This window comes from Phenylobacterium sp. (assembly GCF_030646615.1).
Taxonomy (GTDB): domain Bacteria; phylum Pseudomonadota; class Alphaproteobacteria; order Caulobacterales; family Caulobacteraceae; genus Phenylobacterium.
Window position 1 is genome coordinate 1 of the sequence record NZ_JAUSLG010000063.1, and the last position, 20,777, is coordinate 20,777.

General features: G+C 69.6%; 21 protein-coding genes and 1 tRNA gene. 10 read left to right on the plus strand and 12 right to left on the minus strand.

The features are described 5' to 3' along the window. The 4 genes from Q7S93_RS10465 to Q7S93_RS10480 form a co-directional block, all read right to left on the minus strand. On the minus strand, positions 1–1,683 hold a 1,683-nt coding region (locus Q7S93_RS10465; RefSeq protein WP_304713835.1), incomplete at its 3' end, for a valine--tRNA ligase. 131 nt (positions 1,684–1,814) lie between these two features. After that, the gene (locus Q7S93_RS10470) at positions 1,815–2,414 is read right to left on the minus strand and encodes a PopZ family protein (protein WP_304713836.1); all 600 of its coding nucleotides are present in this window, start codon (positions 2,412–2,414) and stop codon (positions 1,815–1,817) included. A gap of 126 nt (positions 2,415–2,540) precedes the next feature. Next, positions 2,541–4,046 (minus strand): TolC family outer membrane protein, encoded by a 1,506-nt coding sequence (locus tag Q7S93_RS10475; RefSeq protein ID WP_304713837.1) that lies wholly within the window; start codon positions 4,044–4,046, stop codon positions 2,541–2,543. Positions 4,047–4,166: 120 nt separating this feature from the next. Then, the gene (locus Q7S93_RS10480) at positions 4,167–4,736 is read right to left on the minus strand and encodes a protein-L-isoaspartate O-methyltransferase family protein (protein WP_304713838.1); all 570 of its coding nucleotides are present in this window, start codon (positions 4,734–4,736) and stop codon (positions 4,167–4,169) included. A gap of 161 nt (positions 4,737–4,897) precedes the next feature. Here Q7S93_RS10480 and Q7S93_RS10485 point away from each other — a divergent pair. Together Q7S93_RS10485 and Q7S93_RS10490 are read left to right on the plus strand one after the other, a co-directional pair. Continuing rightward, positions 4,898–4,971: transfer RNA gene (locus Q7S93_RS10485), tRNA-Cys, on the plus strand. Between the two features lie 177 nt (positions 4,972–5,148). After that, the gene (locus Q7S93_RS10490) at positions 5,149–5,361 is read left to right on the plus strand and encodes an alkylphosphonate utilization protein (RefSeq protein ID WP_300576253.1); all 213 of its coding nucleotides are present in this window, start codon (positions 5,149–5,151) and stop codon (positions 5,359–5,361) included. A gap of 11 nt (positions 5,362–5,372) precedes the next feature. Here the strand turns inward: Q7S93_RS10490 and greA are convergent, their stop codons facing one another. The 5 genes from greA to Q7S93_RS10515 all read right to left on the minus strand — a co-directional run bounded on the left by greA (position 5,373) and on the right by Q7S93_RS10515 (position 9,822). Next, positions 5,373–5,858 carry a transcription elongation factor GreA gene (greA, locus tag Q7S93_RS10495; protein ID WP_304713839.1) on the minus strand — a complete coding sequence of 162 codons (486 nt, stop codon included), beginning with the start codon at positions 5,856–5,858 and terminating at the stop codon, positions 5,373–5,375. A 37-nt stretch (positions 5,859–5,895) separates the two neighbouring features. After that, positions 5,896–6,573, minus strand: a complete 678-nt coding sequence (locus Q7S93_RS10500; protein WP_304713840.1) for a TVP38/TMEM64 family protein — start codon at positions 6,571–6,573, stop codon at positions 5,896–5,898. Next, complete coding sequence (locus tag Q7S93_RS10505) at positions 6,563–8,233, minus strand: ArnT family glycosyltransferase (protein ID WP_304713841.1); 1,671 nt, start codon at positions 8,231–8,233, stop codon at positions 6,563–6,565. Before Q7S93_RS10505 ends, Q7S93_RS10500 begins: the two co-directional genes overlap by 11 nt. Next, entirely contained in the window at positions 8,230–9,006 is a 777-nt protein-coding gene (locus tag Q7S93_RS10510) for a glycosyltransferase family 2 protein (protein WP_304713842.1), read from the minus strand. The genes Q7S93_RS10505 and Q7S93_RS10510 overlap by 4 nt, the downstream gene beginning before the upstream one ends. Before the next feature lie 117 nt (positions 9,007–9,123). Further along, complete coding sequence (locus tag Q7S93_RS10515) at positions 9,124–9,822, minus strand: hypothetical protein (protein ID WP_304713843.1); 699 nt, start codon at positions 9,820–9,822, stop codon at positions 9,124–9,126. A gap of 232 nt (positions 9,823–10,054) precedes the next feature. On the opposite strand from Q7S93_RS10515, the gene Q7S93_RS10520 reads away from it, so the two are divergent. The 5 genes from Q7S93_RS10520 to Q7S93_RS10540 all read left to right on the plus strand — a co-directional run bounded on the left by Q7S93_RS10520 (position 10,055) and on the right by Q7S93_RS10540 (position 14,052). Beyond that, a complete protein-coding gene (locus Q7S93_RS10520) occupies positions 10,055–10,348 on the plus strand; it encodes a hypothetical protein (RefSeq protein ID WP_304713845.1) in 294 nt (97 codons plus the stop codon). 54 nt (positions 10,349–10,402) lie between these two features. After that, complete coding sequence (locus tag Q7S93_RS10525) at positions 10,403–11,071, plus strand: ABC transporter ATP-binding protein (protein ID WP_304713846.1); 669 nt, start codon at positions 10,403–10,405, stop codon at positions 11,069–11,071. Further along, on the plus strand, positions 11,068–12,393 hold the full coding sequence (locus Q7S93_RS10530) for an ABC transporter permease (protein ID WP_304713847.1): 1,326 nt from the start codon (positions 11,068–11,070) through the stop codon (positions 12,391–12,393). Before Q7S93_RS10525 ends, Q7S93_RS10530 begins: the two co-directional genes overlap by 4 nt. Positions 12,394–12,404: 11 nt before the next feature. Then, positions 12,405–12,893, plus strand: a complete 489-nt coding sequence (locus Q7S93_RS10535) for a DUF3299 domain-containing protein (RefSeq protein ID WP_304713848.1) — start codon at positions 12,405–12,407, stop codon at positions 12,891–12,893. Positions 12,894–12,963: 70 nt separating this feature from the next. Beyond that, a complete protein-coding gene (locus tag Q7S93_RS10540; RefSeq protein WP_304713850.1) occupies positions 12,964–14,052 on the plus strand; it encodes an NAD(P)H-dependent flavin oxidoreductase in 1,089 nt (362 codons plus the stop codon). On the opposite strand, the gene Q7S93_RS10545 is transcribed toward Q7S93_RS10540, so the two are convergent. The 3 genes from Q7S93_RS10545 to Q7S93_RS10555 are packed head-to-tail and all read right to left on the minus strand — an operon-like array spanning position 14,027 to position 15,976. Further along, positions 14,027–14,230: a YgaP family membrane protein gene (locus tag Q7S93_RS10545; RefSeq protein WP_304713851.1), complete on the minus strand. Its 204-nt coding sequence runs from the start codon at positions 14,228–14,230 to the stop codon at positions 14,027–14,029. The two genes, Q7S93_RS10540 and Q7S93_RS10545, sit on opposite strands and share 26 nt — an antisense overlap. Positions 14,231–14,258: 28 nt before the next feature. Further along, the gene (gene trxC, locus Q7S93_RS10550) at positions 14,259–14,696 is read right to left on the minus strand and encodes a thioredoxin TrxC (RefSeq protein WP_304713852.1); all 438 of its coding nucleotides are present in this window, start codon (positions 14,694–14,696) and stop codon (positions 14,259–14,261) included. A gap of 2 nt (positions 14,697–14,698) precedes the next feature. Beyond that, on the minus strand, positions 14,699–15,976 hold the full coding sequence (locus tag Q7S93_RS10555) for an NAD(P)/FAD-dependent oxidoreductase (RefSeq protein WP_304713853.1): 1,278 nt from the start codon (positions 15,974–15,976) through the stop codon (positions 14,699–14,701). A gap of 160 nt (positions 15,977–16,136) precedes the next feature. Here Q7S93_RS10555 and Q7S93_RS10560 point away from each other — a divergent pair, with 160 nt between their 5' ends. The 3 genes from Q7S93_RS10560 to Q7S93_RS10570 are packed head-to-tail and all read left to right on the plus strand — an operon-like array spanning position 16,137 to position 20,776. Then, entirely contained in the window at positions 16,137–16,487 is a 351-nt protein-coding gene (locus tag Q7S93_RS10560) for a rhodanese-like domain-containing protein (RefSeq protein ID WP_304713854.1), read from the plus strand. 21 nt (positions 16,488–16,508) lie between these two features. Further along, the gene (locus Q7S93_RS10565; RefSeq protein ID WP_304713855.1) at positions 16,509–17,546 is read left to right on the plus strand and encodes an efflux RND transporter periplasmic adaptor subunit; all 1,038 of its coding nucleotides are present in this window, start codon (positions 16,509–16,511) and stop codon (positions 17,544–17,546) included. Next, on the plus strand, positions 17,543–20,776 hold the full coding sequence (locus tag Q7S93_RS10570) for an efflux RND transporter permease subunit (RefSeq protein WP_304713856.1): 3,234 nt from the start codon (positions 17,543–17,545) through the stop codon (positions 20,774–20,776). Before Q7S93_RS10565 ends, Q7S93_RS10570 begins: the two co-directional genes overlap by 4 nt. Position 20,777: the final 1 nt, after the last annotated feature.

The following is a 20,777-nucleotide window of genomic DNA, read 5'->3' on the forward strand; positions in this document are numbered from 1 at the left end:
CTGGCCCGACATGGCCGTCAGCGTAAAGCGCAGGGCGTCGGCGCCGAACTCGTCCACCAGCTCCAGCGGGTCCAGGACATTGCCCTTGGACTTGGACATCTTCTTGCCCTCGGCGTCGCGGACCAGGGCGTTGATGAAGACGCGGCGGAACGGAACCTCGCCGCTGAAGTGGATCCCCTGCATCATCATCCGGGCGACCCAGAAGAAGATGATGTCGAAACCGGTGATCAGGGTGTGGGTCGGATAGAAGCGCGCTAGGTCGCTGGTCTTGTCCGGCCAGCCCATGGTGGAGAAGGGCCACAGGCCTGAGGAGAACCAGGTGTCGAGGACGTCCTCGTCCTGGACCAGGGGCTCGTCGCGGCCGTAGTGCTCGCGGGCGGCGGCCTTGGCCTCGTCCTCGGTTTCGGCCACGAAGGCCTTGCCGTCGGGGCCGTACCAGGCCGGAATGCGATGCCCCCACCAGAGCTGGCGCGAGATGCACCAGGGCTGGATATTCCGCATCCATTCGAAATAGGTCTTGTCCCAGTTGCGGGGCTCGAAGACCGTCCGCCCCTCCTCCACCGCCTTGATGGCGGGGCCGGCCAGGGTCTTGGCGTCGACGTACCACTGGTCGGTCAGATAGGGCTCGACCACCACGCCGGAGCGGTCCCCGTGCGGGACCACGTGGCGGGTCTTCTCGATCTCGCGCAGCAGGCCGAGGGCCTCGAACGCTTCGACCACCTTCTTGCGGGCGGCGAACCGGTCCAGGCCGCGATAGGCCTCCGGCGCGTTCTCATTGATCCGCGCATAGTCGTCGAAGACGTTGATGACCGGCAGGTTGTGGCGCTTGCCCACCTGGAAGTCGTTGAAGTCGTGGGCCGGGGTGATCTTCACCGCGCCGGAGCCCTTTTCCGGATCGGGATATTCGTCGGCGATGATCGGGATCGGCCGGTTCACGATCGGCAGGCGCACGGCCTTGCCGACCAGATGCTTGTAGCGTTCGTCGTCGGGATGGACCGCCACGGCGGTGTCGCCGAGCATGGTCTCAGGCCGGGTGGTGGCCACGACGATCTCGCCGGAGCCGTCCTCCAGGGGATAGGCGAAGTGCCAATAGGCGCCGTCAACCTCGCGCTGCTCGACCTCGATGTCGGAGATGGCGGTCTGGAAATGGGGATCCCAGTTCACCAGCCGCTTGTCGCGATAGATCAGGCCTTCCTTATGGAGCTGGACGAACACCTTGCGGACGGCGGCCGACAGGCCCTCGTCCAGGGTGAAGCGCTCACGGCTCCAGTCACAGGAGGCGCCCAGGCGGCGCAGCTGGTTGACGATGGTCCCGCCGGACTTGGCCTTCCACTCCCAGATCTTCTCGACGAAGGCGTCGCGGCCCATCTCGCGGCGGCCGATATTACCGGCCTCGGCCAGCTGGCGCTCGACGATGTTCTGGGTGGCGATGCCCGCATGGTCGGTGCCCGGCAGCCACAGCGCGGCCTTGCCCCGCATCCGCTCGAACCGGATCAGCACGTCCTGCAGCGTGTTGTTCAGCGCATGGCCGATGTGCAGCGAGCCGGTCACGTTCGGCGGCGGGATGACGATGGAGAACGGCTCGGCGTTCGGATCGTCGGTGGGGGCGAACGCGCCCGACTGCTCCCAAGCCTCATAGAGGCGGGGCTCGGCGGTCTTGGGATCGAAGGTCTTTTCAAGCATGGCGGATCAGGGGGTCCATACAGGCCCGCGCATCTGCGCGAAAGCCGGATGCTGCGCCGAAACGAACGAACCCGCCCTGGCGGGGCGGGTTCGGCGACTCACACGCCCGTGGGGCGTGAGAGACAGATAGACTAGCGTACGCGACCGCGGGCGATGCGCTCGACCTCTTCGCGGACCGAGGCCTCGACGATCTGCGGCAGGTTGTCGTCCAGCCACTGCTTGAGCAGCGGGCGCAGCATCTCGCGGACCACGTCCTCAAGGGTGCGGTCGGAATGCGGCATGCCGATCGCCGCCGACAGCTGACCGAAGGCCGAGGCTGCAGCCGTGGCCGCCGTCTGGCTAAGCAGGCCCTCGTCGGCGGACGGCTCGGCGTAGGAGGGTGCGGGTTCCGGCGCAGGCGGCGGCGAATAGGCCGCCGATTCCGGCTCGGCGGCGGCCGGCGCGGTCGTGGGGCTATAGACGTCGAGATCGCCGACCTGGTCGACCCGTTCGGTCAGCTCCAGGGGCTCGTCATCTTCCTCGGCCGCCGGAGGCTCATAGGCGGGCGCGGGCGGCGCCTCGGGCTCAGGCTCGGGCGTATAGGCCGGCGCCTCGGCGGCGGCGTCCTCGGCGGGGGCTTCGCCCTCCTCGGCCTTCGCCTCGTCCGCAGGCGCGTCGTCCTCCGAAATGATGCGGCGAATGTAGGCGAGAATCTCCTCCATCGTCGGTTCTTGGGAGGTCTGATCGGACATGTGGCCGCCGTTATGACTTCAGGTGAGAATCCGAGCGCCAGCCTAGGCGCGATAGATCGATCCTGCAATTTTCCCCTGTCGGCGCAAGGCGCTTATCGCCCTGCGCGAAGGCCACACACCAAAAGTCTAGTTGGCCGTGGCCATCGGCGCGTCCCGGGGCAGTTCCTCGGTCACCGGCACAAGGATCGAATCCGCCAGGCCGATGGGGACTTCCCAGGGCGTCCAGCCGCCAGCGAAGCGCAGGCCGCGGGAATTGGCCTGGGCGTCATAGCGCTCGACGTCGGGGATCAGGTTGGCCGCATCCAGCCGGCCCACGGCCGACAGCACAGAGGCGGCGGCCACATATTCGTCCCGGCGGGCCGAGATCTGGGCCAGCTCAGCGGAGCGCAGCTCCTGTTCGGCGTTCAGCACATCGATGGTGGTGCGCAGGCCCACCTGCTGTTCCTGGCGCACGCCTTCGGCGGCGATCCGCGTGGCGCGGACCTGCTCGTCGGTGGAGCCAATATTGGCCCGGGCGGCCAGGAGCTGGCTCCAGGCCTGGGTGACGTTCTGCAGGGCCGTGCGGCGGGCCTGCTCGACGCCGAGCTCGCTGGCCGTCTCCCGCTCGCGGGCGGCGCGGACGCGGGAATTGGTCAGGCCGCCGGTGAACAGCGGCACGGTCAGCGTCGCGCGGCCAGTGATGTTGCGCGAATAGTCCGAGGGCTCGAAGGGCTCGGCCAGACCGCTCCAGCCGAGGCTGGCGTTCAGCCCGAGATTGGGCATGCGCTCGGCCCGGGCCGCCGACACGCGGGCTTCGGCCGCCTGGGCGTTGTACATCGCCTGGCGAACCTGCGGATTATTGATCTCGGCGGCTTCGAAGGCGGCCTCGACCGACGGCGGCAGGAGGGGCCCCAGGGGCGGCTCGGGTTCTAGATCGCCCGGGTTCTGGCCGACGATGGCGGCGTAGCCTGCACGGGTGATGGCCAGTTGGGCCTCGGCGGACCGCATCTGCGCCTCGGCCGCGGCCAGCCGGGCCTGGGACTGGGCGACGTCGGTGCGGGTGATCTCGCCGACCTCGAAGCGGGCGTCGGATTCTTCGAGCTGGCGACGCAGCACCTGGACATTGTCCTGGCGGATGCGCAGGGCCTCGATGTCGCGGCGCACATCCACATAGGCGACGATCACGCCCCCCAGGACCTCGGCCTCGATGCGACGCAGGTTTTCCTGCCCGGCCAGCACTTCAGCCTGGGCCGCCGAGACCGCCGAGGCCACGCGGCCGCCGGTCCAGATCGGCTGCGACAGGTTGAAGGTCGCCGCCCCCGAATTTCGCTCGTCGATGCCGCTGCCGGCGGCCGTGTCGGGAATGCCGTCGCCGTTGGAATCCACCAGGGTCGCCCCGGACTGCTGAGGCGTGCGCGTCTCGGTGTACCCGGCGCTCGCCGAGGCGCTGAGAGTTGGCCGCCAGCCGGACTTGGCCTGCACCGTGCTTTCATCCAGGGCCCGCAGCGTCGCGCGCTGGGCCTGCAAGGTCGGGTTGGTCTGATAGGCGAGCGCGATGGCGTCAGCCAGGGACTCGGCGGCCACCGGAGATCCGAAGGCCAGACCAGCGCTGAAGACGGCGGCCAGCAGGCCTGCACGACGGCTGATGAACATGCGTAATCCCCGACGACGACGAGACAGATGCCCCTATATGACCGGCTGACTCCAACTCGACCAGGGGTCCTAACCTTAAGCTTTTTTCACGCCCGGCTTTCTGGTGTGTTTCAGCACGCCCTAGAAGGCGAAACCTTGCTCAGGCTCAAACCCGGCCAGATGGCGCGGCGTGGCGTCGAATATTACCCGACGGGCGAGACCGGTCTCGGTGCGGGCATAGATGGTCGCCTTGCCCACGGGGCCTGCGCGCTCGATCACCGCCAGGCGGCCGCCGGGCGCCAGGGCCGCAGTCCAGCTCTCCGGCGCGCGAGCCACGGCGCCCTCGCAGATCATCACGTCATACTCGCCGGCCGGCGGCGTCTTCAGGTCCTCGCCGTCCAGGCGGGTCACGGCCAGGCCCGCATGCTCCAGCACCGCGGCGGCGTAGGGCGCGGCGATGGCCAGGGCGCGCTCGCCCGGTTGGATGGCCAGGGCGTGCAGCAACTTGGCGACGTCCCGCGGAGCCAGCATCCAGCGCCCCGGGGCGTACTCCACCTCGGCGTCGGCATAGGCCAGATAGGCCTTGCCTGGCGGGATGAGACTTTCGCGGGGAATGACGCGCATGGCGTCCTGGACCCGCAGGTCGGTCACGTCATTGGTCCGGACCTGACTGTCGACCATGTTCAGGCGGGCGGCGGAGAAGTCGACCATGGGACCTCGACGGTATTCTTGTGAAGCGCGCTTATAGGTCCGCCCCGGAGCCGAGCGCAATCGCCCGCTGCAAGAGAGATTGCCGCGGGCGGGCGGTTCTGTTAGCGATCCGCCTCCGCTCAAGGCGGCGCCTCCTTCTCAAGGGGGCGTCGGCGCAGGATGGCCTGGTGGCGGAGTGGTTACGCAGCGGACTGCAAATCCGTGCACCCCGGTTCGATTCCGGGCCAGGCCTCCATTTCTTCGTAGATTACGACGCGACCGCACCGCCGAGGCGAATCGGCTGTCGGCGCTCTCCAGATTCATGGATCCACACCCGATGAGCCCGGCCGATAACGACTTCGTCTATGATGAAACCACCGGCGAGTGGGTGAGCGCCGGCGAGGCGGCGGCCAATGCGGCCGCGGCCGGCCAGGTGGAGGTTCGCGATTCGGTGGGCAATCTGCTGGCCGACGGCGACAGCGTGACCCTGGTCAAGGACCTGAAGGTCAAGGGCGCGGGCCAGACCCTGAAGCGGGGCACGGTGATCAAGTCCATCCGGCTGACCGGCGACGACCAGGAGATCGACTGTCGCTACGAGGGCATCAAGGGCCTGGTGCTGCGGGCCGAGTTCGTCCGCAAGAGCTGAGGCGTGGTCGCCTAGGCTTGCCGGACAGCAAGCACCTCGACCTCAGACCCGTTCACCAGCGCCACGTCGCCGACGCTGCGGCCCATCAGGGCCCGGGCGATCGGTGAGACATAGGAGATGCTGCCCTGCCCCGGCTGGGCCTCGTCCTCGCCGACGATGCGGAAGGTCTGGCGCCGGCCATCCTCGCGCTCGAGCTCCACGATGCGGCCGAACTGGACCTTGTCGGCCTCAGGCTCAGGCTCGGTGAGTTGGGCGCTGGCCCGGCGGGCCGACCAATAGCGCAGGTCGCGGGTGGCCCTCGCCATGGCCGTGCGATCGGCGCTGACCCCGCCCTGCTGCTGGGCCGCGCCATAGGCGGCGCGGGCCTGCGCCAGTTCGGCCTCAATGGCGGCCAGGCCGCTGGCGGTGACCAGATTGGCGTGGGTGGAGATCGGACGATCCGGCAGGTCGGCGGCCTGGGACTCGTAGTCTTCCTCTCGGGTGAAGGCGACGCTCATCGAGAGAATCTAGGGATTGTCGGCGGCTTTTGCAAAGTCAGCCCAGGCGGCGGGCGCGCCAGGCGCGCACCCCTAGCGCCATCAGGCCGAACAGGAGGATCGCCAGGGCCACCCCGCCCCAGGCCCCCACGCTGCCGGTCCGCAGGCCCCTGATCAGGGCCGCGCCGCCGAACACCATCAGCGCCATCTTGGGCAGGCTGCCCACGCCGGCCCCGGCGATGAAGGGAGAGAAGCCGATGGGCGTGGCCCCGGCGGCGATGTTGATCACCACCGAGGGCACGGTGGGCGCCAGGCGGATCCCGGCGCTGACCCAGAAGCCCCGGCGGGCGAGACCGGCCATGAAGGCGGCCAGGGCGGGCGACTGGTACTGGGCGACCAGTTGCGCGCCGAACCGCCGTCCGACGAAGAAGCCCATGGCGCAGGCGATCATCTTGCCGGTCCAGCTATAGGCGAAGCCCGCCCAGGGGCCGAAGACCAGAACCAGGGCGCTGATCAGGACGAACTGCGGCACGCCGACCGTGGCCAGGCCCGCGAAGATCGCCACCCCGCACAGGGGCGCCAGGCGCCCATCGTTCATCCGGTCCACGGTCAGAGCCAGGGCCTCGGCGTCACCCAGGGGCAGCAGGGGGGCTGCAAACCCCAGCAGGGTGACCAGGGACAGGACCGCCAGCGCCACCACCACAGTGCGGCGGCGGGGACCCTGATCAGGGGGCAAGATCGCCCTCCCCGGCCACGAACAGGGTCAGGTCGAGGTCTTCGCCATCGGAATAGTTCTGCCCGGCCACCCTGCCCGCCGGTGCGGGCGACAGGCCAAGCGCCTGGGCGCGGGCGAGGAAGGCTGGCGTTTCCGGCCCGCCGATGACGGCGACCGCGCAGGCCGGCGCCAGGGCCAGGGCCTCGGCCGCCGCCTCCGGAGTCGGCGTCAGGCGGGTGGTTTCGGGGCCGTTCAGGAACACCATGCTTGGCTCATGGTACGGCGCGCTGATGATCAGCGGCGTCCCACAGCCGGGCGCGGCGGCGCGGGCCTGGGCGACGATCTGCGGACTCAGCCATAGGGCCTCCAGCCGCGGCAGGGTGTAGCCATAGGTGTTGCCGGTCACCAGGATCGCAGCCGCCACCCCCGCCAGCACCGCCTGGTCAGGCCGCCCGGCCAGGACGCGCCAGACGACCACGCCGACCGCGACGATGGCGCCCGCCGCCAGCACGACCGCCAGCCCGTCGATCCGCGCCTCGTAGGTCCAGATCCCGAACGGCGCCAGGGCGCTCAGCGCCAGGCTTACCGCCAGCCAGAGCAACAGGAAGAGGCCGAACAGCGCCTTCTGGATCCGCCCGGCGGCGGGACGCTGCGCCGTGATCGCCGCCGCCGTCAGGGTGGCGATGGCCGGAAACACCGGCAGCACATAGTGGGGGAGCTTGGTGGAGACGAGTTCGAAGACCAGCCAGGCCGGCACGATCCAGCAGATCAGGAACCGGATCTCCGGCCGCGCCCGCTCGCGCCAGGCAAATGGAATGGCCAGGGCCGCCAGCACGGCGCCTGGCCAGAAGGTCAGGGCGAACCCCATCAGGTGATAGCCGATCGGCCCGCCGTGGGACTGCTGGCTGGTCCCGACCTTGTGCAGCAGGTTGTCGCCGATCGCCACGCGGAAGAAGTCACCGTCGGTGGCCAGGCCGATCATCACATACCAGGGGGCGGCCACCAGCAGGGCAAGCGGCAGCCCCCACAGCGGCTGCAGCGGCTTGAGCCGCGCCAGGCTGCGGTCCCAGAGCGCCAGGGCCAGCACGCAGAGGCCGACGACGATCAGGATGATCGGACCCTTGAGCATCATGCCGACGCCCAGGGCGACCCAGAAGATCAGGACCGGCCAGCGTGAGCGGGCGGCGCCGGCATAGACCCGCATGAAGGCGAACTGGGCGAGGGTCACGGCGGCCAGGAGGGAGGCGTCGGTCTTGGCGATGCGCGCCTCGAAGCCCAGGGACATGCAGGCCGCCAGCATCAGGCCGGCCAGCAGACCCGCCCAGCGGCCGAACCACAGGCTGGCCATGAAGCCGGTCACCAGCACAGCCGCCAGGGCCGCGATCAGGGACGGCAGTCGGAAGGCCCAGATCTGGCGCGCCTCCGGCTCGGTGAAGGCCCCGGCGCTCAGGGCCTGGAGCCAATAGACCCCGGCCGGCTGGAGATAGCGCGGCTGATCCTGGAACCGGATATCCACATAGTCGCCGGTCGCCAGCATCTGGGTCGTGGCGACCGCATAGCGGGACTCGTCCCGGTCCACAGGCGGCAGGCCGGTGAGGCCCGGCAGCAGCAGGACGAGCGCCGCGATCAACAGCAGCAGGCCCTCGCGCAGCCCCAGGCGGTCTGAGGCGTCCGGCGTCACGGGCGGCGCTCGGACACGACCGGCGCCTGGATACGGCTCTTCAGCCAGATCACGCCGAGCATGTCGCCGACGCCCACCAGGGCGCGGCCGAGATTGGTGTATTTGGACTGGCCGTGCAGCCGGGCGTGGTGGGTGACCGGGTGATTGATCAGCGGATGCCCATAGGACTGGAAGAGCGCCGGCAGGAAGCGGTGCATCCCCTCGAAACACGGCAGGCGCAGGAAATCCTCGCGGCCGAACAGCTTCACGCCGCAACCGGTGTCGGGGCAATGGTCGTTCAGCACAGCGGCGCGGAAGCCATTGGCCAGCCGGGTGGCCACCAGGCGCGGCCAGGGATCGTCGCGGCGGACGCGGACTCCCGCCACCAGCGGTCTTATCCCCTTCGCGGCCTGGGCCAGGGCCAGCATGTCGGCGAGGTCGCCCGGCGTATTCTGGCCATCGCCATCCAGGGTGCCGACCCAGGGCGCGCGGGCGGCGACCACGCCGGTGCGCACGGCCTGGGACTTGCCGCAGCGACGGTCATGGGCGACCAGCCGGATCTCCGGATGGCGGGCGGCCAGGGCGAGGATCACCTGGGCGGTGGCGTCGGTGGAGCCGTCATCGACGAACACGATCTCAAAGGGGCCGACTCCGGCCAGCTGGCCCAGACAGTCGGCGGTCACCGCCTCGATGTTCTCGGCCTCATTGAGGACCGCAATCACCAGGGACAGGACGGGGCCGCTCGTCGCCCCGGCGGCGGGGCCGCTGGTTTCGAGCTCGCTGTGGTGCTCCACGCCCCCTCCTCATACGCTCTGGCCGCAGCTTGGACACGCGCCGCCGGCCACCGGCTCGTCATAGCCCCCGCCCGGCGGGCTGGAAACCGATTCCGCCCAGGCCTTTGCAGACGAGGCTCAGTCGACCCAGGCGCGGTAGATGGTGCAGCTCTCCGTCGCCTCGCGCAGGGGATTGTCGAATGGCACAACCTCCGCATCAGCCCGGGCGAAAACGCGCTGCAGCCGAGCGAGGAAGGCATCGTCCGGCGCGGCGTCCGACCAGAGGCCAAACACCCCGCCGGGATGCAGGCAGGGGACGAGCCTCGCCAGCCCCGCCTCGGCATAGAGGTCGCCATGGCTGGCGTTCAGCCAGGCCTCGGTGGAGTGGTCGATGTCGACGGCGATGACGTGGAACCGGCCGGGATCCGGCAAGGCGCCGCTGCGGGCCATGGCGAAGAAGTCGCCCTCGATCAGAGCGCAGCGCGGATCGGACGACAGCCGCGGCCCGAGGTCCACCAGGCCCTGCCGGTGCCAGGCGATCACCTCGGGCAGGACGTCGACCACCGCCAGGCTCCGCACCCGGTCGTGGTCCAGCGCCGCCGCCGCCGTATAGCCAAGGCCAAGCCCGCCCACGAGGACATCGAGGTCTCCGGCCGGCGCCGCCTCGATCGACAGGTGGGCCAGGGCCCGTTCGCCGGCCGTGAACAGGCTCGACATCAGGAAGTCCTCGCCGAGCTTCACCTCCAGCACATCGCAGTCCAGGGTGAGCATCCGCCGTCGGCGCAGGCTGAGCGCCCCCATGGGGGTCACGTGGTAGGCCAGTTCGGCGAAGGTCATGAGGTCTCGCGGTTCGGGGGGACGGGAACGGCCAGGGGCCCGCGTCGTCGGGCTCATCCTAGGCCTTGGCCGGGGCCGGTGGGTAGGGCGGCCAGCCAGGAACCTGCCCATAGGCTGGGCGCAGGGCGCTGCAATCTTGCTCAAAAGCGGCCAGGGGCGATCCCCCTGCGCGCCGCATCTGGCCAAGCCGGGTGTTAGAATGTACCATTGTCGCCAATTGGAGGCTGATATCATGCGGACAGCAGTTCTGTTGGGTTTTTGCGTCGCGCTAGGCGCCAGCGCCGCCCAGGCCTGCGATATGCATGGCGACCTGTACGGCCCCATGACCGCCTATTACAGCTATCGCGACATGAACCCCGAGCAGCGGCGCGATGCTGACGCCAGGGCCCGGGAGGCCATGCGCGAGAAGGACATGGCCGACGCCCGCAGCGCCCTGCTCTCCCGGTTCGCCATCAAGGTCGAGCGGGGTCCGGACGAGCCGCAGCTGGCCAGCGCCGCCTCCAGACAGGGTCGAAGCTCCCGCTAGCCTCCAGCCTGACGACCTTCGTTTATTGTATCCTGGACACATCGCGCCGATCTGATGACGACGCCTTCCGAACGGCTTATCGAAGTCCAGGGCCTGCGCCATGAGATCGCGGGCCGCTGCGTCATGGACGTGCCTGCCTTCGCCGCCGGCCGTGGCGAGCACACCCTGCTGATCGGCCCGTCCGGCAGCGGCAAGACGACCCTGATCAACGTCATCACCGGCCTGATCACCCCGACCTCCGGCGAGGTGCGGATCGATGGCGAGCTGATGTCCAGCCTGCCGCCGGCCAAGCGGGACCAGCTTCGAAGGCGAACCATCGGGGTGGTGTTCCAGACCCTGCGATTGATTTCAGCCCTCACCGTCCGCCAGAACCTGTCCCTGGCCCAGACCCTGGCCTTGGGCCATGCCGAGCCCGCGATCATTGATGATCTGATCGGCCAGGTGGGGCTGAAGCATCGGGCCGACGCCATGCCCCGGGAACTGAGCCACGGCGAGGGCCAGCGCGCCGCCATCGCCCGCGCGCTGTGCGCCCGGCCGGCCATCGTGGTGGCCGACGAACCCACCTCGGCCCTGGACGACGCCAATGCGCTGGCCATGGCCGAGCTCTTGCTGAGCACCGCCGAGACAACCGGCGCGACCCTGCTCATCGCCACCCATGACAACCGGCTGCGCGACCGCTTCGCGCGGACCCTGGCGCTGACAGCCCCGCAGGTGACGGCATGACCCTGGCCGGACTGTCGCTGGCCTATCTGAAGGACCGGGCGCTCAATACCGCCCTCAACATCCTGTTGCTGACGCTGAGCGTAGCGACCCTGGTGATCCTCGTCCTGTTCTCGAGCCAGCTCAGCGAGCGGTTCGCCCGCGATGCGCAGGGAATCGACCTGGTGGTCGGCGCCAAGGGCTCGCCCCTGCAGCTCATCCTCTCCAGCATCTACCAGGTCGATGTGCCGACGGGGAACATCCCGCTGGAGACCCTGGAGACGCTGCGCGCCGATCCCACGGTGGCCGAGGTCATTCCCCTGGCCCTGGGCGACAGCTTCCGCAGCTATCGGATCGTCGGAACCGAGAGCGCCTATGTGGAGCACTACAACGGCCGCATGGCCGAAGGCCGCATGTTCGAGGCGCCCTATGAGACGGTGATCGGCGCCCAGGTGGCCCGGGGCACGGGCGCGGGACTCGGTCAGAAGTTCGAGGGCTCCCACGGCCTTTCCGGCGACGGCCATGTGCACGAGCAGACGCCCTTCGAGGTGGTCGGCATCCTCGCCCCGACCGGCACGGTCCTCGACCGGCTGATCGTTACGCCGGTCGCCAGCGTCTGGGGCGCCCACGGCTTTGGGACCGGTCCGAGCGAGGATCATGACGATCACGAAGATCATGAGCACGAAACGGCGGGCCACGATGAACACGCCGGCCACGATCATGAGCATGACGACCATGAACATGAACATGACGACGTCGCCCACGACGACGACGCTGCACATCACGCCGACGAGGCCGAGCTGGAAGTCACCGCCCTGCTGGTGAAGTACCGTTCGTCCCTCGCGGCCGTCCGCCTGCCCACCTTCATCAACCGCCAGACCCAGCTGCAGGCCGCCGCGCCCGCGGTGGAGATGACCCGTCTGCTGTCCCTGCTAGGGGTCGGCATCGACGCCGTGCGGGCCTTCGCCATCCTGTTGATGATCACCAGCGGCCTCTCGATCTTCGTCGCCCTCTATTCGGCGCTTCGCCAGCGCGAGGGCGACATGGCCATGTTGCGCGTCATGGGCGCCCGACCGCCGGCCATCTTTGGCCACATCGTCCTGGAGGGCGTGCTGCTGGCCGCCGCCGGCGCCCTTCTGGGGGTGATCGTGGGCCATTGGGTGGTCGCCTTCGCCGCCGCCACCTTCCCGCAACTGCAGGACATGGGCCTCAGCGCCCTGCGCTTTGAGCCGGCCGAAGCGGTCATCGTCCTGGCGGCCATCGCCATGGGCGGGCTCGCCGCCCTGGTTCCGGCCTTGAAGGTCTTCCGGGTGGATATCGCCCAAACCCTCGCCGACACCCGTTAGGAGTCAGAGTGATGCTCATACGCCTGCTGCTCACCGCCGTCCTCGCCCTCCAGGCGACGCCAGTCGCCGTCTCGGCGCAGACTCGCCCGGTAGCGCCGACGGAGAGCGTCTGGAAACCGGCCGACACGCCCCCCGGCGGCGTCGCCTGGTCGCTCCTGGAATCGACCCAGGAGATCACCCGCACCGATGCGCGGGGTTATGTAGTGTCCAAGCCTTCCTTCCCGGCCGGGGTGCTGGCCCTGAAGGGCAAGAAGGTGAAGGTCTCGGGCTATATGATGCCGTTGCAGAACGGCCCGAACCAGACCCACTTCGTCCTGCTGGCCTATCCGCCGGACTGCCCCTTCCACCTCAATCCGAGCCCGATGCAGTTCATCGAGGTGAAGACCGAAAAGGGCGTGACCTTCGACTATGGGGTCAAGACCATCGAAGGCGTGCTGGAGCTTGGCGGTCAGGACGAGGGCGGGGTCTTCTACAAGATCAACGGCGGCCGCGCGCTCTAGGGACACGGGTTGACACTCTCGGGCGGGCGCAGGTTCAAGATCAGTCCTGCTCTGATCTTGGAAGGCCCTGATGTCCGACTGGCCCGACCGCCGCCTGATCGATCTGTTCGGGATACGCCATCCCATCCTCCAGGCCCCCATGGCCGGCGCCTCCGGTGTCGCCCTGGCCGTGGCGGTCAGCCGGGCCGGCGGCCTGGGCGCCCTGCCCTGCGCCCTACTGTCGCCGGAGGAGGCGCAGGCGCAGGTCGAGGCCTTTCGCCAGGCGGCGGGCGGCCCGCTGAACCTCAACTTCTTCTGCCATACGCCCCCTACGCCAGACCTAGCGGCCGAGGCGGCCTGGATGGCGGCGCTGTCGCCCTACTATGCCGAGTTGGGGCTCGACCCCGAGGCCCCGCGGCCGGCGGCGACCCGGGCGCCCTTCGACGACGCCTTCTGCGCGCTCGTCGAAACCACGCGACCGGAGGTGGTCAGCTTCCATTTCGGCCTGCCCACGGCAGGCCTGCTGGCGCGGGTGCGCGCGAGCGGCGCACGAGTCATCAGCTCCGCCACCACGGTCGAAGAAGCGGTGTGGCTGGCCGAGCGGGGCTGTGACGCCGTGATCGCCATGGGCTTCGAGGCGGGCGGTCATCGGGCGAGCTTCCTCACCGACGATATGAGCGCCCAGCCGGGGACCTTCGCCCTGGTCCCCCAGATCGTCGATGCGGTCGACCTCCCGGTGATCGCCGCCGGCGGCGTGGCCGATGGGCGTGGTGTGGCCGCCGCCCTGGCGCTTGGCGCCGCCGGGGTCCAGGTGGGCACGGCCTATCTGAGAAGCCCGGAGTCGCTGGTCCCGGACTTCCACCGCCAGGCCCTGGCGGCGGCGCGGGACGACGGCACGGCGGTGACGAACCTGTTCACCGGCCGCCCGGCGCGGGGGATCTCCAACCGGCTGATGGCCGAGATCGGCCCGATGTCGGCGGCGGCGACCCCCTTCCCCACGGCGGCGGGCGCCCTTGCGCCGCTGCGGTCGGCGCGGCCGGGGCCAGATTTCAGCAATATGTGGGCCGGCCAGGGCGCGGCCCTGGCGCGGGAGTCGGGCGCCGAAGATGTCACCCTGGCCCTGGCCCGGGACGGCCTCGCCCGGCTGGCCAGGCTCAGCGGAAGGCCGCGCCCGGCTTGACGCCCAGCTTCTTGAACACCAGGGCGGCCGGGCAAAAGCCCGTGAAGGCCGCCTGGATCATATTGGCCCCGGCAAACGCGCTGAGCAGCATCCACCAGGGGCTGACCAGATAGGCCAGGGCCACCCCCGCCAGGACGACGAGTCCGGCGAAGACGAAGACGACGCGGTCGAGTGTCATGAGCTTGGCCCTTGGTAAGCGCCGCCATTCAGGCGGCGGCGAGCGCCTGGTTCATCCAGGCGATGATCTGGTCGGTGGTCATGGCGCCGGCCTGGCGGGCGACCTCCCGGCCGTCCTTCAGCAGGATCAGGGCCGGGATGCCCGACACCCCAAGGGCGGCGCTGGCGTCCGGCGCCTCATCGGCGTTCAGCTTCAACAGACGCGCCCGCGGCTCCAGGCGCTGGGCGGCGGCGGCGAAATGCGGCGCCATGGAGCGGCAGGGCCCGCACCACGGCGCCCACACGTCCAGCAGCACCGGCAGGCCCTGATTGGCGCGGCGGTGGACCTGCAGGCGCGCAGCGTCCACCTCGACCGGGCGGCCCTGGAACAGGGCCTCGCCGCAGCGACCGCACTTGGCGGCGCCGGCGTCCCGTTCGGGCGGAATGCGGTTGGCGGCGGCGCAGTTGGGGCAGACGATCTGGACCATGGTCAGGCTTTCAGCTTGCGGGCCCCCATGAGGTCGAGGGCCAGCTTCTCGTAGAAGGGCGCGCTTTCGCCGCGCTTGATCTTCCCGATGAAGTATTTCTCGAAGCCCACCTTCGCCAGATGCACCCATGCGCCTTCGGCCGCCCAGTTGAGATTGCGCGGCGGGATCTGCGGTTGGGCGATAAAGGCCACCCCGCCGTCTCCGAAGTCCGCCAGACAGATGGCGTTCCATGTGGCTTCGTGCGTGGGCTCCTGGCCGTCCAGCATCTGTCGCAGGTTTTCGGCGATGGCGGTGACCATGCTCTCGATCATGAAGCCGGTCTTGGGCACCCCCACCGGCACCGGCGTCTTGCCCACCGGCGGAATGGCGACGCAGACGCCGAGGGAAAAGACGTTGCGATAGGTCGGATTGCGCTGGTGGCGGTCGGCCAGGATGAAGCCGCGGGGATTGGTCAGGCCATCGACCCCCGCCACCGCCGCGACGCCGCGGAAGGCCGGCAGCATCATGGAATAGGCGAAGGGCAGGTCGTGGGTCGCCTTCACCGCGCCGTCGTCGGCCACCTCCTCCACCGACATCAGGCCGTCCGTCACCTTGACCACCCGGGCGTTGGTGATGAACTTGATGTGCCGGTCGCGCATCTCGGCCTCCAGCAGGCCCTTAGTGTCGCCGACCCCGTCGAGACCGAGATGGCCCACATAGGGCTCGGCGGTGACGAAGGTCATGGGCACGCGGTCGCGGACCTTCCGACGCCGGAGCTCAGTGTCGAGGATCATGGCGAATTCATAGGCCGGGCCGTAGCAGGAGGCGCCCTGCACCGCCCCCACCACGATGGGACCCGGCTGGCGGACGAAGGCTTCGAAAGCCGCGGCCGCCTTTTCCGCGTGATCCACATGGCAGATCGACTGGGTGAAGCCGTCCGGTCCCAGGCCCTCGATCTCGTCAAAGGCCAGCTCCGGTCCGGTGGCGATGACCAGATAGTCGTAGAACAGGCTCTCGCCGTCTTCGAGCTCCAGGCGATGCTCCCCGGGATGCACGCGCCGGGCGCCGACCGCGGTGAAGCCGATCTTCCTGCGCGCCATCACGGGGGCCAGGGCCACCTCGATGGCCTCACGGGTGCGCCAGCCGATGGCCACCCAGGGGTTGGACGGCACGAAGTGAAAGGTCTCTTCGCGGGAGACGACCATGACCTCGGCCCGGGCGCCCACGGCGGCCTTGATCTCGAAGGCGGCGATGGCGCCGCCGAGTCCGGCGCCCAGAATGGCGATGATGGGTTTTGTCATGGGTCGATCCTGCTCCCCTCTCCAGGCCCCGCATTGATCGCGCTCAAGGCGCGACGGCGCGGCCTGCGTCACAAGGTCCAAGGCTTGAACCGTCTCTTTATTCCATTATATGCGCATCTTCGCATATACAATGGCGATCACGCATTCTGGAGCCCCGCCCATGACCGAGCCCGACATCAGCGCCGCCGACGTCCATGACCGACTGAACGCCCATCAAATCGTGCTGATCGACGTCCGGGAGCCGGCCGAATATGCCGCCGAGCGGATCCATGGGGCGCTCAACCTGCCCCTGACCACCTTCGATCCCGCCGCCCTGCCGGTGGGCGGCGACCGGCCCGTGATCCTGCAATGCGGCTCGGGCAAGCGCTCGGCCATGGCCCTGGACCTCTGTCGCAAGGCCGGCGTCGAGGTGGCCGGTCACCTGGCCGGCGGGATCGGCGCCTGGCGCGCTGCGGGCCTGCCGGTGATCCGCATCGACCCCGCCACGGGCGCCGTCCGCGACGTCCGCTAGTCGCCCCCGGAAGGATTGTTCATGCGCCTCCTCCTGACTGCGAGCCTGCTGGCCCTGACCCTGGGGGCCGCCGCCTGCGCTGAACGCGGCGAGCCGACGCCTGAGCCCAAGGTCGTGGCGGTCGCGGGCGAAACCCTGACCCTGGCGGCGACCACCGTCGATGATCTCAAGCCTGTCTCCGCCACGGTGACCACCCGTGACATGGCCGAGGCCCGGGCCCGCATCGGCGGCACGCTGAGCGCCCTGCTGGTCCGGGAGGGCGACCATGTCCAGAAGGGCCAGGTGATCGCCCAGGTGAGCGATCAGCGCCTCAATCTGGAAACCACGGGATATGAAGCCCAGGCCGCCGCTGCGGCCGCTGAGGCCGCCCGCGCCGACGCAGATCTGGCGCGGGTCCAGACGCTCTATGACAAGGGGTTCTACGCCAAGGCGCGGCTGGACCAGGCCATGGCGGCGGCGAAAGCCGCCCGGGGCCAGGTGGACGCCGCCCAGGCCCGCCGCGCCGCCAGCGCCGAGCTAGGCGCCCAAGGCGCCATCCTCGCCCCCTCTTCGGGACGTGTCCTTCGGGCGCCCGCCCCGGCTGGGTCGGTCGTGACGGCGGGCCAGTCCGTGGCGACCGTGACCTCGGGCCAGCCCCTGCTTCGCCTGGAGATACCCGAAGGCCAGGCCCGCGCCCTGAAGGTTGGCGACCAACTGCCCATAGCCGCCAATGACATCCGTGGCCTCGCCGCCTTCGGGACGGTGATCCAGGTCTATCCGGCGGTCACCGCTGGCCAGGTCACCGCCGATCTCGCCGTCGACGGCCTGCGCGCCGACCTGGTGGGCCAGAGGGTGGGCGTGAAGGTGAAGATCGGCGAGCGCCAGGCCCTGGTGGTCCCCGCCCGCTACGTCGCCCGGCGCTTCGGCCTCGACTTCGTTCGGCTGGTCGCCCCTGACGGGTCGGTCAGCGAGATCGCCGTCCAGACCACGCCGGCCGCCGCATCCGGCAGGGTGGAAATCCTGTCGGGGGCGCAGCCGGGCGATCGTCTGGCCCCGGCCCTGGCCGAGGCCGCCCGATGAACCTTGGCCTATCGGGGCGGCTGACCCGCGCCACCATCCATTCGCCCCTGACGCCCCTGGCCCTGCTGGCGGCCATCGCCGTGGGCCTGATGGCCCTGTTCTCGATCCCGCGGGAGGAAGAGCCGCAGATCAGCGTGCCCATGGTGGACATCATGGTCTCCGCGCCCGGCCTGCGGGCGCCGGACGCCGCCGAGCTGGTGGCCAAGCCCCTGGAGACCATCGTCCGCAGCATCGACGCCGTGGATCATGTCTACACCCAGGTGCAGGACGACCAGGTCCTGGTCACCGCCCGTTTCGATGTGGGTGAGGACCCCGACGCCGCAGCCGTCCGGGTGCACGAGAAGGTTCGGGCCAATATCGACAAGATCCCCGTCGGCATCCCCGAGCCTATGATCGTCACCCGCGGCATCAACGATGTGCCGGCGGTTGTCCTGACCCTGACGCCGAAGGCCGGCGCGGCGGACCGCTGGAGCGACCAGGCCCTCTATGATGTCGCCCAGAAGCTGCGCACCGAGATCGCCAAGGTCGAGGATGTGGGCCTGACCTTCGTGGTCGGGGGCCGGCCTGATGAGATCCGGATCGAACCCGATCCCGAGCGGCTGAACCTGCGCGGCGTGGCCCTGGGCTCGGTCATCGAGGCGGTGCGCCAGGCCAATCGCAGCTTTCCCGCCGGCGTGATCCGCCAGGATGGCCAGGCTGTCGAGGTCACGGCCGGCGACACCCTGGCCTCGGCCCAGGCGGTCGGCCTGCTCACCGTCGCCTCGGTGGACGGCCAGCCGGTCTATCTCCGCGATGTGGCCGATGTGATCCAGGCGCCGCGGGAGGATCAGGCCCGCGTCTGGCGTCAAAGCCGCACCGTCGAGGGCTGGAACCAGGCGCCGGCCGTCAGCCTGGCCATCGCCAAGCGCAAGGGCGCCAACGCCGTGGTGGTCTCCGAGCACATTCTCGAACGGGTCGAGACTCTCCGGGGCGGCCTGATCCCCGACAGCCTGGAGGTGGCGGTCAGCCGCGACTATGGCGAGAGCGCCAACGAAAAGGCCAATGAGCTGCTCTTCCACCTGGGTCTGGCGACCGTCTCCATCGTCATCCTGATCGGCCTGGCCATCGGCTGGCGGGAGGCGGGCGTCACCGCCGTGGTCATCCCGACCACCATCCTGCTGACCCTCTTCGCGTCGAACCTGATGGGCTACACCATCAACCGGGTCAGCCTGTTCGCCCTGATCTTCTCGATCGGCATCCTGGTGGACGACGCCATCGTCATGATCGAGAACATCTCCCGCCACTGGGCCATGCGGGACGGCCGCTCGCCCACCCAGGCGGCGATCGAGGCGGTGGCCGAGGTGGGCAATCCCACCGTGGTCGCCACCCTGACCGTGGTGGCCGCCCTGCTGCCCATGCTGTTCGTCTCGGGGCTGATGGGACCCTATATGGCCCCGATCCCGGTCAACGCCTCGGCGGCCATGGTCTTTTCGTTCTTCGTGGCCGTGGTCATCGCGCCGTGGCTGATGGTGCGGTTCGCCCGCCAGACCCTGGCCGAAGGTCCCGGACATGGCCACGACGAAGGCGGCGGCCGGTTGGGCGGTCTCTATCGCGCCCTGGCCGGCCAGGTCATCGCCAGCCGCCGCAGCGCCTGGATCTTCCTGATCGCCGTCGGCCTGGCCACCCTCTTGGCCATGGCCATGTTCGCCACCCGTACGGTGACGGTGAAGCTGCTGCCCTTTGACAACAAGTCCGAGCTGCAGGTGGTCCTCGACCTGCCCGAGGGGGCGAGCCTGGAGACTACCGAGCGCGCCCTGGCCGCCGCCGCCCAGATCACCGGCGGCCTGCCCGAGGTGACCGCCATCGAAGCCTATGCGGGGACCGCATCGCCGTTCAATTTCAACGGCCTGGTCCGCCACTATTTCCTTCGCAGCCGCCCGGAATTGGGCGACCTGGCGATCACCCTGGCCCACAAGGGCGACCGTCAGCGGACCAGCCACGCCGTGGCGCTGGACCTGCGCGAGCGTCTGGCCGCCCTGCCCCTGCCGAGCGGCGCCTCGTTGAAGGTGGTGGAGGCGCCGCCAGGACCGCCGGTCATGGCCACCCTGCTGGCCGAGGTCTACGGCCCCGACGCCGAGACCCGCCGCGCCGTGGCCGCCGAGGTGAAGGCCCTGTTTGCAACCGTCCCCTATATCGTCGATATCGATGACAGCGCCGGTCAGCCGCGGCCGCGCCTGCGGCTGACGCCGGTGCGCGAGCATCTGGAACATCTGGGGGTCTCCGAGGGCGAGGTTCTCGACTCCATCGGCGCCGTGCTAGGCGGCGGCCCCGTGGGCTACGCCCACCGCGGCGAGGGTCGCACGCCGCTGGAAATCTCCGTCCGCCTGCCCCAGTCCGACCGCACCTGGAATGAGCGGCTGGCGACGACTCCCGTGGCCGTGGCTCAGACGGCCGACGGCCGCCGGCTGGTGGAGCTGGGCGAGGTGGTGGAGGCCAAGGCCGAAGCCGGCTCGCACATGATCTACCGCCGCGACGGCCTGGACGCCGAGATGGTCACCGCCGAGTTGGCCGGCCAATATGAGGCGCCGATCTACGGCATGCTGGCTGTGGGCGAGGCGATCGAGGCCCATGACTGGGGCGCCCTGCCCGCCCCGGAGATCCGCCTGAACGGCCAGCCCACCGACGAACGCACGCCGACCTTACTGTGGGATGGGGAGTGGGAGATCACCTGGGTGACCTTCCGAGACATGGGCGCGGCCTTCGCCGTGGCCATCCTGGGCATCTATGTGCTGGTGGTCGCCCAGTTCAAGAGCTTCCGCCTGCCCCTGGTGATCCTGACGCCCATTCCGCTGACCCTGGTGGGGATCGTCATCGGCCATATCCTGTTCGGGGCGCCGTTCACGGCCACCTCGATGATCGGCTTCATCGCCCTGGCCGGGATCATCGTGCGCAATTCGATCCTGCTGGTGGACTTCATCCGCCATGCCCAGACCGGCGAGCGGCCCCTGCGCGACGTCCTGCTGGAGGCCGGCGCGATCCGATTCAAGCCGATCGTGCTGACCGCCGCGGCCGCCATGATCGGCGCCGCGGTCATCCTGTTCGACCCCATCTTCCAGGGCCTGGCGATCTCGCTGCTGTTTGGCCTGGCCTCCTCGACCCTGCTCACCGTGCTGGTCATCCCAGCCATCTATGTGGTGCTGCGGGACGATGGCCGACCGTCCAGTGCGCCCGCCGCCTTGCCCCAGGCCTGAG

What these genes read in the sequence shown, in the direction of transcription:
- Q7S93_RS10540 (WP_304713850.1), top strand. Translation starts at nt 12,964, where the DNA reads ATGTCCGACTGGCCCGACCGCCGCCTGATCGATCTGTTCGGGATACGC.
- Q7S93_RS10470 (WP_304713836.1), bottom strand. Translation starts at nt 2,414, where the DNA reads ATGTCCGATCAGACCTCCCAAGAACCGACGATGGAGGAGATTCTCGCC.
- Q7S93_RS10520 (WP_304713845.1), top strand. Translation starts at nt 10,055, where the DNA reads ATGCGGACAGCAGTTCTGTTGGGTTTTTGCGTCGCGCTAGGCGCCAGC.
- Q7S93_RS10530 (WP_304713847.1), top strand. Translation starts at nt 11,068, where the DNA reads ATGACCCTGGCCGGACTGTCGCTGGCCTATCTGAAGGACCGGGCGCTC.
- Q7S93_RS10560 (WP_304713854.1), top strand. Translation starts at nt 16,137, where the DNA reads ATGACCGAGCCCGACATCAGCGCCGCCGACGTCCATGACCGACTGAAC.
- Q7S93_RS10570 (WP_304713856.1), top strand. Translation starts at nt 17,543, where the DNA reads ATGAACCTTGGCCTATCGGGGCGGCTGACCCGCGCCACCATCCATTCG.
- trxC (WP_304713852.1), bottom strand. Translation starts at nt 14,696, where the DNA reads ATGGTCCAGATCGTCTGCCCCAACTGCGCCGCCGCCAACCGCATTCCG.
- Q7S93_RS10515 (WP_304713843.1), bottom strand. Translation starts at nt 9,822, where the DNA reads ATGACCTTCGCCGAACTGGCCTACCACGTGACCCCCATGGGGGCGCTC.
- Q7S93_RS10545 (WP_304713851.1), bottom strand. Translation starts at nt 14,230, where the DNA reads ATGACACTCGACCGCGTCGTCTTCGTCTTCGCCGGACTCGTCGTCCTG.
- Q7S93_RS10565 (WP_304713855.1), top strand. Translation starts at nt 16,509, where the DNA reads ATGCGCCTCCTCCTGACTGCGAGCCTGCTGGCCCTGACCCTGGGGGCC.
- Q7S93_RS10525 (WP_304713846.1), top strand. Translation starts at nt 10,403, where the DNA reads ATGACGACGCCTTCCGAACGGCTTATCGAAGTCCAGGGCCTGCGCCAT.
- greA (WP_304713839.1), bottom strand. Translation starts at nt 5,858, where the DNA reads ATGAGCGTCGCCTTCACCCGAGAGGAAGACTACGAGTCCCAGGCCGCC.
- Q7S93_RS10475 (WP_304713837.1), bottom strand. Translation starts at nt 4,046, where the DNA reads ATGTTCATCAGCCGTCGTGCAGGCCTGCTGGCCGCCGTCTTCAGCGCT.
- Q7S93_RS10535 (WP_304713848.1), top strand. Translation starts at nt 12,405, where the DNA reads ATGCTCATACGCCTGCTGCTCACCGCCGTCCTCGCCCTCCAGGCGACG.
- Q7S93_RS10480 (WP_304713838.1), bottom strand. Translation starts at nt 4,736, where the DNA reads ATGGTCGACTTCTCCGCCGCCCGCCTGAACATGGTCGACAGTCAGGTC.
- Q7S93_RS10555 (WP_304713853.1), bottom strand. Translation starts at nt 15,976, where the DNA reads ATGACAAAACCCATCATCGCCATTCTGGGCGCCGGACTCGGCGGCGCC.